General features: G+C 64.4%; 12 protein-coding genes. 6 read left to right on the forward strand and 6 right to left on the reverse strand.

Annotated elements, in window-relative coordinates; genetic code table 11:
- Nucleotides 1–205: 205 nt before the first annotated feature.
- The 3 genes from CMN27_RS04125 to CMN27_RS04135 form a co-directional block, all read right to left on the reverse strand.
- Nucleotides 206–1,213 (reverse strand): ligase-associated DNA damage response exonuclease, encoded by a 1,008-nt coding sequence (locus tag CMN27_RS04125; protein ID WP_293624149.1) that lies wholly within the window; start codon nucleotides 1,211–1,213, stop codon nucleotides 206–208.
- 39 nt (nucleotides 1,214–1,252) lie between these two features.
- A complete protein-coding gene (locus CMN27_RS04130; protein WP_293624150.1) occupies nucleotides 1,253–3,055 on the reverse strand; it encodes a tetratricopeptide repeat-containing sulfotransferase family protein in 1,803 nt (600 codons plus the stop codon).
- A 128-nt stretch (nucleotides 3,056–3,183) separates the two neighbouring features.
- On the reverse strand, nucleotides 3,184–4,587 hold the full coding sequence (locus CMN27_RS04135; protein WP_293624151.1) for a DcaP family trimeric outer membrane transporter: 1,404 nt from the start codon (nucleotides 4,585–4,587) through the stop codon (nucleotides 3,184–3,186).
- 375 nt (nucleotides 4,588–4,962) lie between these two features.
- On the opposite strand from CMN27_RS04135, the gene CMN27_RS04140 reads away from it, so the two are divergent.
- On the forward strand, nucleotides 4,963–5,853 hold the full coding sequence (locus tag CMN27_RS04140; RefSeq protein WP_293624152.1) for a 5'-nucleotidase: 891 nt from the start codon (nucleotides 4,963–4,965) through the stop codon (nucleotides 5,851–5,853).
- 7 nt (nucleotides 5,854–5,860) lie between these two features.
- On the opposite strand, the gene CMN27_RS04145 is transcribed toward CMN27_RS04140, so the two are convergent.
- Nucleotides 5,861–6,460: a hypothetical protein gene (locus CMN27_RS04145; RefSeq protein WP_293624153.1), complete on the reverse strand. Its 600-nt coding sequence runs from the start codon at nucleotides 6,458–6,460 to the stop codon at nucleotides 5,861–5,863.
- 68 nt (nucleotides 6,461–6,528) lie between these two features.
- Here CMN27_RS04145 and CMN27_RS04150 point away from each other — a divergent pair, with 68 nt between their 5' ends.
- Nucleotides 6,529–7,344 carry a M90 family metallopeptidase gene (locus CMN27_RS04150; protein WP_293624154.1) on the forward strand — a complete coding sequence of 272 codons (816 nt, stop codon included), beginning with the start codon at nucleotides 6,529–6,531 and terminating at the stop codon, nucleotides 7,342–7,344.
- On the opposite strand, the gene CMN27_RS04155 is transcribed toward CMN27_RS04150, so the two are convergent.
- Nucleotides 7,336–8,397, reverse strand: a complete 1,062-nt coding sequence (locus tag CMN27_RS04155; RefSeq protein ID WP_293624155.1) for a saccharopine dehydrogenase NADP-binding domain-containing protein — start codon at nucleotides 8,395–8,397, stop codon at nucleotides 7,336–7,338. The two genes, CMN27_RS04150 and CMN27_RS04155, sit on opposite strands and share 9 nt — an antisense overlap.
- Before the next feature lie 33 nt (nucleotides 8,398–8,430).
- Complete coding sequence (locus CMN27_RS04160; protein WP_293624156.1) at nucleotides 8,431–9,240, reverse strand: SDR family oxidoreductase; 810 nt, start codon at nucleotides 9,238–9,240, stop codon at nucleotides 8,431–8,433.
- 133 nt (nucleotides 9,241–9,373) lie between these two features.
- Between CMN27_RS04160 and CMN27_RS04165 the strand changes: the two genes are divergently transcribed.
- Genes CMN27_RS04165 through CMN27_RS04180 form a run of 4 tightly spaced genes read left to right on the forward strand, consistent with a single transcriptional unit; the run spans nucleotide 9,374 to nucleotide 12,553 of the window.
- Nucleotides 9,374–10,075, forward strand: coding sequence for a histidine phosphatase family protein (locus CMN27_RS04165; RefSeq protein WP_293624157.1), 702 nt, complete (start codon nucleotides 9,374–9,376; stop codon nucleotides 10,073–10,075).
- Between the two features lie 16 nt (nucleotides 10,076–10,091).
- Nucleotides 10,092–10,787 (forward strand): TetR/AcrR family transcriptional regulator, encoded by a 696-nt coding sequence (locus CMN27_RS04170; RefSeq protein WP_293624158.1) that lies wholly within the window; start codon nucleotides 10,092–10,094, stop codon nucleotides 10,785–10,787.
- A 34-nt stretch (nucleotides 10,788–10,821) separates the two neighbouring features.
- A complete protein-coding gene (locus CMN27_RS04175) occupies nucleotides 10,822–11,886 on the forward strand; it encodes a phosphotransferase family protein (protein WP_293624159.1) in 1,065 nt (354 codons plus the stop codon).
- Nucleotides 11,887–11,935: 49 nt separating this feature from the next.
- A complete protein-coding gene (locus tag CMN27_RS04180) occupies nucleotides 11,936–12,553 on the forward strand; it encodes a glutathione S-transferase family protein (RefSeq protein ID WP_293624160.1) in 618 nt (205 codons plus the stop codon).
- Nucleotides 12,554–13,005: the final 452 nt, after the last annotated feature.

The following is a 13,005-nucleotide window of genomic DNA, read 5'->3' on the forward strand; positions in this document are numbered from 1 at the left end:
CCTTTATGCGGCCAACGCTCTGGCACCGCCATGCGGCCAACGCCGCCCTCCATTCGGGCGCGCCTGTACGAACCGGGCCAAAGCCCGACGCCGCGCCTGGCGGCGGCCGTGGTTTGCGACATGCGTCTCGCCTATTCGGACTCGCTGACAAGGCCCCAGCATAACGCACCCGTGCCGGCCACCGGCAGCGCCGGCCTTGGGCGGCTCAACCGTCCTCGGCCTCCAGGCTGTCGGCGTATTCGGTGACCAGCGGCGCGGCATCGATCCCGCGATCGCGCAGATAGGCCACGAGCACGTCGGTACGGCCGTGGGTAGCCAATACGCGGCGGGCGCCGGTTTCCTCGATGGTACGGATCAGCCCCGGCCAGTCGGCATGATCGGAGAGCACGAAGCCGCGATCGTAGCCGCGCCGACGGCGATTGCCGCGAATACGCATCCAGCCGGAGGCGAAACCGGTTTCGTGGTGCTTGAAGCGCCGCATCCAGCGCGAACCGGCCGCCGAGGGCGGCGCCATGACCAGCGTGCCGGCGAAATCGGCCTTGCGATCCTGGGCGCTGACCGGTTCGGTGGGCAGCATGGCCACGCCGGCTTCGCGATAGATCTCGGTCAAGGGCACCAGCGCGCCGTGCAGGTAGACCGTTTCGTCGGTCAACTGCGCCAGCTCGGCGAGCAGACGTTGTGCCTTGCCCAGGGAATACGAAAACAGCACGCTGGTACGCCCGGCTTGCGCATTCGCCTGCCACCAGGCCCGAATATCGGCCGCCACCTCGGCCGTGTCTGCCCAGCGATAGACCGGCAGGGCGAACGTGGCCTCGGTAATGAAGGTATCGCAGGGCACGACTTCGAAGTCCGTGCAGGTCGGGTCGCCGTCGCGCTTGTAGTCGCCGGAGGCCACCCAGACCTCGCCGTCGACTTCCACGCGGATCTGGGCCGAGCCCAGCACATGCCCGGCCGGGTGAAACGACACGCGGGCCCCGCCAAAGATCAGTTCCTCGCCATACGCGACGGGCATGAGTTCGATATTGCTGCCAAGACGCTTGTAGAGAATCGGCGCGCTCTGTGCGGTGGCCCAGTAGTGGCCGTGGCCGCTGCGGGCATGGTCGGCATGGGCATGGGTGATCAGCGCCCGCTCGACCGGCCGCCAGGGGTCGATATGAAAATCCCCGGCCGCGCAGTACAGGCCCTTGTCGGTGGGTTCGATTACAGCGGCCATCGCGGCCCTCCGGGTAATGACAGGCTCACGTACGCCACGCTATGCCGAGCCTCCCAGGCTTTCGCGCAGCGGGGCCAGCCAGGGCTGGTAGGCCTTCCAGCGGGCGAGCGAGGATTGATAGACGGGCTGGCGCACCTGCCAGACACTGGCGGTACGCACGCCGCGGCCATGGCGATGAAAATCCAGGCAGCGATCGTCCCAGTCCAGGCCGGTGAACTCGATCAGACGCCGGCTCTGGCTTTCCGGATCGCGCACCAGATCCTCGTAGTCCACGGTGAGCATGGGCAGCGGCAGATGTTCGCGCCAGTGCGCCATCAGCCGTTCGTGCTGACGATAGACATGGCCGACATGGCCCAGATCGTAGGCAAACCGCAGGCCGCGGCTGAACAGCTGAAAATAACAGGACAGGGCATTGTCCATGGCATCGCGCCGGCAGTAGACGATGCGCGCGTTGGGCAGTATCAAGGCGATCAAACCCAGCCAGAGCATGTTGAAGGGCATCTTGTCGGTCACACGGCGCGCATCCGGCGCTCGCGCTTCGAGCCCGCCGAGATAGCGTTGCCCAAGCATTGTCGCCACGTCGGGCGTCAGGCGATCGAGACAGTCCGGGTAGCGTTCATCGCTGCCGGTGACCACCGGCAGCTCGCGCACCATGCGCCCGATATCGCTGAGTTCGCCGGCGCCATGGGCCCGTGGATGGCTGGCCACGATCTGTTCGACCAGGCTCGTGCCCGAGCGCGGCATGCCCACGATCAGAAGCGGCCGCTCGCTGGCATGGCCCATGCCCTGGCGGACTTCGAAGAAGTCGCTCGTGCAGCAGGCCATGATGCGCTCGATCCGCTGATCGAACACGTCGCGATCGAAGGGTTCGCGGCGTGCATGCAACCGGTTTCCGGCCTCGAAATGGGTAAACGCCTGTTCGGGCGCCTCGCGCACATCGAAATACTGGCCGAGCGCGAAGTGCAGCTGGCTGCGCACGCGCGCATCGAGGCTTCGATCAGCCACCAGGCGTTGCATGGTGGCCAGTCGGGCATCGGAAAAGACGTAGCGTCGATTGCTCATCAACGCGGCATAGACCCAGCCCAGCCCGGGGTCGATATCCAGCGCCTGCTCGAAATGCGCCGTGGCCGTATCGAACTGGCCCAGGCTCTGACAGGCACTGCCCAGCCCGGCCCGGGCCTGTGCATCGTCCGGGGCCTTGGCCAGACGGGCGCCGTAGAGTTCGGCAGCATGTTCGTAGGCGCCGATCGCCGCCCAGGCCGCGGCCAGTTCATCCTGTACTGCGCCGTTGCTCGCCGCCCGGCTTTCGGCTTCGCGCAGGCGGACCGCGGCGCCTTCGGGGTCGCCGCGCTCGAACATCAGGTTTGCGCTGCTCAAATAGGGCGCCAGCAGCGTGGGCCGGGCACGGCTGACTTCTTCGTAGACCGCCAGCGCGGCCTCGCTGTCCCCGGCCTGGGCCAGCGCATCGGCCAGATCGAGGCCGTTTTCGGCCCGTTCGGGCTGCAGCGCCCAGGCCCGCCGAAACGCCGCGATTGCGCCTGCGCGATCGCCGAGCGCACGCAGGAGCCCAGCCAGGCTGTGGTGATAGATCGGGTTGCTGGGCTGGTGCTCGACTGCACGGCGCAGCAGTTTGACCGCGGCCGCGGGCTCGCGCTGCTGGTGGGCCAGCAGTGCGCGCATGCGCAGCGCCTCCGCGTAATCGGGGTCGCGGCGCTTGATGCGCTGATAACAGCGCTCGGCCTCTGCCAGCCGACCGGCTCGATGCAGGGCCACGCCCTCGGCCAGCGCGCTAGCCTGGGCCCTGGGGCCGGCATGGGTTGGGGATGCAGCACGGCGGGTCATCGGATCATCCTAACCTGTGGCGAAACGCCTCGCCGCCGCGTTCACAAACGCGGGGCACAAAAAAGCCCCGGCGAACCGGGGCTTCAAGCCACCCGGCGCGAACGCCGGGCGGGTCGTATAGCCGCGATCTAGAAGTTGTAGATCGTGGAGAACTGTACGTTCTGGGCGGTGGCGTCGGTGCCACTCTGCCTCTCGTATTCGACCCGGTTGTACTCGATACCCAGCGTCAGCGGGTCCACCGGCGTATAGAGCAGGTTTACATGCGCCGACGACGAGTTGTCATGCAGGCCGTCCGTGCTGCCGACGAAGTCATCCGGGTTCTCGGAGTAGGCCTTGCCGTAGATGAGGTTCGTCGTGAGCGTCGAGGTGAGCTCCTGCGAGATGGTGCCGATGAAGCCGTAACGCTCGATCGCTTCCAGATCGCCGTCGCTGGTGACATAGGCATCCGCACCGCCGGCCGGCAGATAGGCGTACTTGCCGATGCCCTTGCCATACACGCTGGAGACCATGAGCGTGGTCTTGGTGGGCAGGGTCAGCGAGCCACCGAGGTTCAGGCCGTAGCCGACCACGGAATCCTCGTCGGAATCGCCGGTGCCGGTGACGTCGTTCACGTCAGCCTTCAAGTAACGACCGATGGCCGCTGCCTGCACGCTGAACGGGCCGTTGGAGTTCTTCAGACGAATCACCATGTCCGGCAGGGTGTTTTCCGTACCGGTGCCGTCCTCGAGGCCACGGAAATCCGGATCGTTCTCGTCGCCAGCGATCACGGTGCCGCCGCCCGGGTTCTCCAGCGAGAAATCGACGGAGGTGTTTTCACCCGCGTCCATGGTGTAGCGCACCTGGGCCTGGCGTTCGAACAACTGGGCCTGCGGGCCGTAGAAGTTCAGCGTGGTGCCGTAGTTGAAGTCCGAGAAGGTGGACCAGTCACGACCGATCAGCCAGTTGCCGAAGGTCAGATAGGCACGACGCACGCGCGGGCCGACGCTGCCGTCAAAGCTGGAGTCGTACGGCTGACCGTAGAGATCCATTTCGATATAGCCGCCCACGTCGCCGTATTCGGTCGGCGTGGTGGTGTGCAGGCGCAGGCGCGTCTGCTTGATGGTGGCACCCAGATCCGCGTCGCCGGGGCGATCGGTGCCCTTATCATCCAGCGTGCCGATCGCGTCGGACGGGCCGAGCGAGGCGCCGTGGTCGTCTTCGAAATCGTAGACCGCATCGAACTTGAAGTAGCCGTCGATCTTCACGTTGGTGTTGCCCACCATGAAGCCGTCGCTGTCTTCGGACTTGCGTACCAGCTGCTTGTCCGAACGCGGCGATGCCTGCGTCTGCTTCATCTGCTCCTGTTCGGCCTGAAGCTCGTCGAAGCGCTGCTGCATCTGCTGGATCTGCTCACGCAGCTGCTGCATCTGCTCCTGCTGGCTCTGAGCCATGGCCGGCATGGCCGAAAACAGCAGCGGTACCGCAACGGCGGTGCCGATTGCACCACGTACAGACGCACGAACCGTGCTGGATTTGAACGTACTCGTCCCCATCTCGTTTCTCCCTGAGATAAAAAGCTAGATCCCCCTGACCGTGTCCCACCACGATCCGGCTAGAGCTGTACGTTACCCTACAAACACAGGGTTTTGCCAAGCCACTGCCGGGCGGGCGCGAACACGGCGCCAGCCGCCACAGCAAGCAAGGCGCCTGCCAACCACGCAAGAAAACGCAATTAAAAATTAACATTTCCTTATTATTTTCGATGAAGCAAGGCTTGTGCGGCCCCTCGGCAGCAGCGACGCGCGCCTTACGGGCACCCGGGTCGCGGTTTTAGAACGCACCGGGACTTTAGTCTCAGACGGTTACGCGCACCGATCTGGAGCACGTCGTGCGCGCTTAGCGCGCGCGATGGCGCTACACTTGAACGCATGGACACGCACCCCGAAAAACTGGTCATCGGCATTTCCTCGCGCGCGCTGTTCGATCTCGAGCAAAGCCATCGCGTCTTCGAAACCGACGGCCGCGAGGCCTACTGCAACTACCAGATTGAACACGAGGAAGACGTATTGGAGCCGGGCGTCGCCTTCGGCCTGGTACGCAAGCTGCTGGCCCTGAACGAGGCAGGCAGCGAGCGCGTAGAGGTCATCCTGCTGTCGCGCAACAGCGCCGATACGGGCCTGCGGGTGTTTAATTCCATCGCCCATCACAAACTGCCGATAAGCCGAGCGGCGTTTACCAGCGGCAGTTCGCCCTATCGCTATGTGAATGCATTCGGCGCCGATCTGTTTCTGTCTGCCGACCCGGACGACGTACGCGCCGCGCTCAAGGCCGGCTGTGCCGCCGCCACCATCGTGCCCGGCCATTCGCTGGCGCATAAGGACGGCGAACTCAAGATCGCCTTCGACGGCGACGCGGTGCTGTTTTCCGACGACGCCGAACGCATCTTCAAGGAACAGGGGCTGGAAGCCTTTGCTGCCAGCGAAGTCAGCTCGGCGGGCGAGCCCCTGCCGGGGGGCCCGTTCAAGGCTTTTCTGGAAGCGCTGACCCGGATTCAGGCGGAATTCGACCCGGCTAATTGCCCGATTCGCACCGCGCTGGTGACCTCGCGCAGCGCGCCCGCCCATGAACGCGTGATCCGTACGCTGCGGGCCTGGCATATCCGTATCGACGAAGCGCTGTTTCTCGGCGGCATGACCAAGGCCGAGTTTCTGGAAGCCTTCGGCGCCGACATTTTCTTCGACGATCAGGCCACCCATATCGGCAGCGCCTCACAGCGCGTGGCCGCCGGTCACGTCCCGCATGGTGTGGCCAACGAATAGCGCGGCGCTAACGCCCCTGTTGATGACGGCGTCGGGCATCGACGATATAGCGGTTGAAATCGTCGTTGATGCTGTCGACGATCGCCTGCTTTGCGTAGACGACCATGAGCTTGCGGGTATTCAACAGGGTTGGATAGTCGATCACCAGCAGGCACTCCGTGAAATGCCACCGCGGGTTTTCTACCTGATTGGCGGTCAGCGCCCACATCCCTGCGCTCTGTGCCGGCAACTCCACGAAATTCCGCTCGATCAGGCCTGCCTTTTCATGCCGTGTAATCACCGGATTGCGCCGCCGGGCAATAATGTCATTGGGCTTGCGAGGCCTCACGACATCGCCGGTATCGCCGATATAGGCCAGGCTAACGTGCACATCGTCGTCGGTGATCAAACGCACATCGCGTACCGTCACCCGTACGCCGGTGGCGTTGGCACACACGATATGTACCCGGTCTTCGTCGGGTACGCTGCGTTCGGGCTGGATGAGCTGTTTGAGCTTGTGCTCGAGGCTGCGGTTACGCAGCACGTAAAATATATAGACCAGAAACGACCAGATGATGAACGACGTAACGGTCGAGAATATGCTCAGCGCGATTTGGGACCAGCTCACCGGGGTTTTTCCATCCTTATGCAATCGATAGCTCGCCGAACGGCGACTGGCGCTCGGATCGAGACCGTATGAATACGGCGGCCGCGATCACCGTTGTCGTCGGCAGCCTCATCGCGGCGGCCGGTATTATCGCTTATCCCCGCCTGCGGCTGCTCGTGCGCGGCCCGGCCCGTCTGAACGAACACGAGCGCGCCCGGTTGCTGGCCCTGCTGCCCTGGCGCAGTTCGCTCGACGCGCGCCAGCACGAGCGTCTGCCGCGACTGGTGGCCCGGCTTATCGCCGACGTGCGCTTCATCGGCTGTCAGGGCATGGACGTCAGCGCCGACATGCGCCTGGCGATTGCCGGCCAGGCCAGCCTGTTGTGTCTGGGGGCCACGCCGGGCACGTTCGCCCTGCCCAGCGAAGTGCTGATCTACCCCGACGCGTTCTATATCCCGCAGACCGAGCCTGACGAACAGGGACTTGTCGACGATCTGCCCCTGCTGGCCTCGGGCGAAGCCTGGCACGAAAGCCGGGTGATTCTGTCCTGGGCCGATGTGGAGCAGGCGCTGGCCGGCGCGCCCCACAACGTGGTGCTGCATGAATTCGCTCACCTGCTGGATTTCGCCGCCCCCGACCATGAAGGCGCGCCGCCGATGGCCGATGCCGACCACTGGACGCATGTGTTCGGCGAGGCCTTCGAAACGTTGCGCGAGCACGGCTCGCCGGTGATCGATATCTACGGCGGGCAGAACCTGGCCGAATTCTTTGCCGTGGCGGTGGAAGCCTTCTTCCAGCGTGGCGCCGAACTGGCCATCCATCATGACGAGCTCTATCGCGCGATGGCGGCGTATTTCGATATCGATACCGCGCGCCAGCCGCCCGAGTTCGGAGATTTATTCTGAGCTGATCTCGACGCTGGAGCTGCCCGGCAGGTGTTCGACCAGTTCCTTGCCGGCGAGCCGCGACGGCGTATAGCTGCCCCCCGCCGGCGCCTCGGCCAACAGCTGTTTCACGATCGCCAGGCTGGCATGCACGGTCACGTCGTAGCCGTTGGCCACATGCACCCGTGCGACCCGGTGCTCGCCACGGGCGTTCACCACTTCGCCCCAGACATGGGTGGTGGCCTGCTCGCGACGGGATTCGTCGGGGCCGGCGATTTTCGCTGCCCGTTTCTTGAGAAAACTCTGCACCGGCGACAGGCCCAGCAACGGTCGCACCCAGTTCAGTCGCTGAACCTGCTTGATACGCTTCGGCGACATCGGCATGTAGACCTCGATATCGTCGATGCCGGTGGTATGCCAGGCGGTCGAAATATCGCCCCAGGGGATGGTCATCGCCTGTTTCGGACCATCGCCGAAATCGATCTCGCGCACACTGGCGGCCAACGGCACGGTGGTGATACGGCCGTTGCGCCGGATCTTGCCGCCGTCGGCCAGGCCTTCGACCGAAGTCTTGGCGGTACCCGGCGAAAAGCCCGAGCGTGAATCGAAACCCAGGGCGAGCTCGACCGCATCCGGCATGGCCTCGGCCAGATAGGCGGCAATACAGTCGGTGGGCACGACATCGAAACCCACCCCACAGCAGAGCACGATCCCGGCCTTGGCCGCATGGTCATGGCGGCTGAACGAGTGCTCGAAGATGCTGATTTCGCCGGTGATATCCAGGTAGTGCACGCCCGCAGAAATACAGGCCGCCATGGCCTGGGGCGCGGTCGCGGAAAACGGCCCCGCGCAATGTAGCAGCACGTCAATACCGTCCAGATGCGGCGCGATATCGGCGGCTTCGTGCAGGCCGAAATCGCGATAATCCAGCCCCAGTTCCCGGGCCAGGGGCGCGAGCGCCTCGGCGCGGCGGCCCGCCAGTACGGGCGTCAAACCCTCGGCCACGGCCTGGCGAGCGATCAGCTCACCGGTATAGCCGTAGGCCCCGTAGATCATGAACGTCGGTTGGGTCATCGTCGGTCTCTTGCATGCGGCAAAAACCGCAAATCAGCCGGCAAAGCCACGCGTTGCCTTGCGTACGGCGGTAAAGAAGCGCTCCGGCGACAGCCGCTTGAAACGATACTGCCAACGCGAATCGCGGTGCGAGATCACCAGGAACCGGTTCTCGCGCACCGCATCATAAATGTCATCGGCCACGTCTGCAGCGCTCACGCTCGCCCGGCGCATGAGTTTTTCCACCATGGCCCGCTGGCGCTCATGGGTGCCACGAAACGAATCCAGCAGATTGGTGGCGAAAAACGCCGGACAGGCCACGGTCACCCCTACGCCGTGATCGTATTCCTCGCCACGGATCGATTCCGACAACGACAGCACTCCGGCCTTGGCGGCGTTGTAGGCAGCCATGCCCGGCGCATTGGCGATCGCCGCGAACGAAGCGATATTCACCAGATGGCCGCGGCTTTCGCGCAGCAGCGGCAGCGCCGCACGGGCCCCGCGTACCGCGCCCATGAGATTGATGTCGAGCATCCAGTCCCAGTCTTCGAGCGGCGTATCGACCACACTGCCGGCATTGGACACGCCCGCATTGTTCACGAACACGTCCAGCCCGCCCCATTCCTCGCGAATGCGTTCCAGCACGGCCTCGAAGTCCGCGGGATTACGGGTATCCAGCGTCTGTGCGATCGCCTCGCCGCCGGCGGCATTGACCTCGCCGGCCACCCACCGGGCACGCCCATCCTGGATATCGGTGACCGCCACCCGCCAGCCTTCGCGGGCATAGCGCAACGCCAGTTCCCGGCCCAGGCCACTGCCGGCGCCGGTGATGGCGATACGCCGGACGGCATCGGAATTGTGCATTTTTTCAAACCTTATTAGTCTGCTAGCGTTATGACGCTAAGCGCGAGAGTGCAGGCGCAACCAGCATAGCGGATAGAAAACGAACGTCCGTTATACATTGACCGCGCAAACGTCGCCTGCCTATAGTCGCGCCATGACCCAGCTCGTACTCATCCGTCATGGTCAGGCCAGTTTCGGCGCGGCCAACTACGACCGCCTGTCCGAAACCGGCGAACGCCAGGCCCGCCTGGTCGGCCGCCATCTGGCCGCGGCCGGGCAACGCTTCGACGTGATGCTCGCCGGCGATCTGCAACGCCAGCAGCGTACCGCGGAGCTGGTCAATGCCGGCTTCGACGATCCACCCGCGATACACACGGACCCGGCCTTCAACGAGTACGACGCCGACGCGATCTTTGCCGCCTATACACCCCGGGTTTTCGAAGACAACCCGGAGTTGGGCGCCGTCCGCGACCAACTGAAAACCGATCGGCGGCTGTTTCAGAAGGTATTCGAACAGGTCACCCGGCACTGGCTGGCCGGCACCCCGCACGAACATGACGGCTGCGAATCCTGGCAGGACTTCAAGGCGCGCGTTCAAGCCGCGCTGGCGCGGCTGCGCAGCGAATACCCGCGCGACGCCCGTATCGGCCTGTGCAGCTCGGGCGGGCCGATCGCGATTTCGATCGCCACGGCCACCGGCGCGCCGGACGACAAGGCCATCGAGCTCAACTGGAGCATCTATAACGCGGCCGTGGCGGAACTGCGCACCACCCGCGATGGCTGGCGCATGCTCGGCTTCAACGATATCGCCGCCCTGCGCGCCGCCGGCGACGACAGCCTGGTGACCTTCCGCTAGCGCGGCGCCGTACGCCATGGAACGACCCTCTCTGGAAAGCTTTACCGCACGCCATCATCTGGACAGCCGCAGCCTGTGTGCCCAGATCGTCGAGGCCCGCGAGGGCACGATCGCCGTGCGCAGCGCGCAGGCGGCCACCGATAATCTCACCCGTATTATCGAGGCCACGCTGCGCCTGGCCAACCGCAAGGGCTTCGCGGCGATGACGCTACGCGAACTCGCCCGTGAGAGCGGCCTGTCGCTGGGCGGGCTCTATGCCTATATCGGCAGCAAGGACGAGCTCGCGCGGCTGATCCAGGCCTGGGTTTCGCGCACGCTCAGACGGGTCATGGCCAGCGCCCTGGAAGGCATCGAGGACAGCCGCAGCCGGCTGGCAACCGCCATCGAAGCCCACCTGCTCACCACCGAAGCCCTGCGCGAGTGGTTTTTCTTCCTTTATATGGAAGCCCACCATCTGGCCTCGGACGAGCGCCGCCAGGCGGTCGCGGCCGAACGCAATTCCGAACAGATCTTCGCCGACATCATCCGTCAGGGGCAGGCCGAGGGCCACTACGGCGCGATGAACGCCGATATTGCCGCAGGGCTGGTCAAGGCCATGCTCCAGGACTGGTATCTCAAACGTCACAAGCACGGCGAGCGCGGGCTCAACGTGGCCACCTATGCCGATACCGTGATCGCTGCGACCGAGGCTCTGCTCGCAGCCCGCGCGTGAACGACCACAACAACGCACAGCTGAGGAGATTCGGATGAGCGCATTGGACCAGGCCCGCGATATTCGCGAGGGCGAAGGCATCGACGCCGCCGCACTGACCGCTTGGTGTCGCGAGCACGCCCCCGTGCTGGTGCCCGAACACGGCGAAATGACCATCCGCCAGTTCCCCGGCGGCGCATCGAACCTGACCTATCTGCTCGCCGTCGACGGCAACGAATACGTGCTGCGCCGCCCGCCCTTCGGCAGCCAGGTGAAATCCGCCCACGACATGGGCCGCGAATACGGCGTGCTCTCGCGCCTGCACGGTGTCTACGAATACGCCCCCGAGCCGATCGTGCACTGTACCGACGAAGCCGTGATCGGCGCCGAGTTCTACGTCATGCAGCGTCTGCGCGGGGTGATCCTGCGCCGCGACCTGCCCGAGGGCGTGGACCTGAGCCCGGCCGAGGCCACCCGGCTGTGTGAACAGCTGCTCGATGTGCAGGCCAAGCTGCATACCACCGACGTGGACGCCGCCGGCATGGCCGATTTCGGCAAGCCCGAAGGCTATATCGAGCGCCAGATCACCGGCTGGAACAAGCGCTACCGCAATGCCCGCACCGACGACGTGCCCGACTGCGAAGCGCTCATGCAATGGCTGGAAGCGCGCATACCCGACGTCACCCGGCGTGCGATCATCCACAACGACTACAAGCTCGATAACGTCGTCTTCGACGAAAAACTCAACGACATCATCGGCGTACTCGACTGGGAAATGGCCACCCTGGGCGATCCGGTCATGGACTTCGCCTGCTCCATGGCCTACTGGGTGCAGGCCGATGACCCGCAGCCGATGCGCGATATCCGCATGGGCCCGACCCATCTGCCGGGCATGCTCAGCCGCGACGAGATGCTCGCCCGCTATCGCGAGAAGACCGGCCACGCCATAGACGACTGGCCCTTCTACCAGGTCTTTGGCCTGTTCCGCCTGGCGGTCATCCTGCAACAGATCTACAAGCGCTATGTCGAAGGCAAGACCCGCGACAAACGCTTCGCGACCTTCGGCCACGCCGTGAACGTATTGCACGACCAGTGCGAACGCGTGGTCCGCGCAGCCTGATACGGTTACCCGGCGTACCTACAACAACGATTCCACCGCGAGTATCGATATGAAGCTTTACCAGAGCGACCGCGCCCCCAACCCGCGCCGCGTGCGCGTGTTCATGGCCGAAAAGGGCATCGATTTCAACGATATCGAGATCATCGATCTCGACCTCATGGCCGCCGAGAATCTCAGCGACGAATACAAGCGCAAGAACCCGCTCGGCGGCGTGCCCACGCTGGAGCTGGACAACGGCATCTGTATCGGCGAATCGATGGCGATCAGCCGGTATTTCGAAGAAACCCATCCCGAACCGCCGTTGATGGGCACGAACGCCGAAGACAAGGCCATTATCGAGATGTGGAACCGGCGCATGGAGCTGAATTTCCTGTTCCCCGTCGCCATGGCCTTTCGCAACATCACCGGCGCCTTCGCCGATCGCGAGAAATGCTCGACCGAGTTCGGCGAGATCAGCCTCGAACGCGCCGGCAAGATGTTCGGCTTTCTCAACGAGCACCTGGCCAACAACGAGTACATCGCCGGCGATTCCTACTCGGTAGCCGATATCACCGCCCTGTGCACCGTCGACTTCGCCCGCGTGGTCAAGCTGCGTATCGGCGAGGATCACACGCATCTCAAGCGTTGGCATGACGCGGTGTCGGCACGGGCGAGTGCCAAGGCCTGATACAGGTTGGCCACGTTCTAGTTCGGGTTTAAAACGCGAACGGTTCGCCCCGCCGCCTCGGGGCGATACGCCGATGCTCGCGCGACGGGATGCGTCCAGCGCGCTGTCTATAGCGGCAAGTCGGCGCGGCTGTTAACGGGAATCAGCGCGGGGCTGCTTTCTTGTCGGATTAGGCCTTCGGCTAATCCGATCTAAAAAAATCATGACCTTGAGCGAGCGATAGCGAGCTTGCCTGTATTCGGCCCCTTGGGCGCAGCGCCGAGCAGTGGAGGCCGAACGCGGATAAAGACGGCCGGATGTTTGAGCGAAGCGAGTTTCCGGCCGGCCCGCGTTCGGCCGGAGCCGCGCAGGGAACCGATGCGCAGCATCGGCGCAAGACAGGGTGTCCTTTGCTTTGGTTACTTTCATTTGGACAAGCAAATGAAAGTCACTCGCGCAGCAGCGCGAAACCC

The sequence above is a fragment of the Salinisphaera sp. genome (assembly GCF_002729955.1).
Classification (GTDB): Bacteria; Pseudomonadota; Gammaproteobacteria; order Nevskiales; family Salinisphaeraceae; genus Salinisphaera.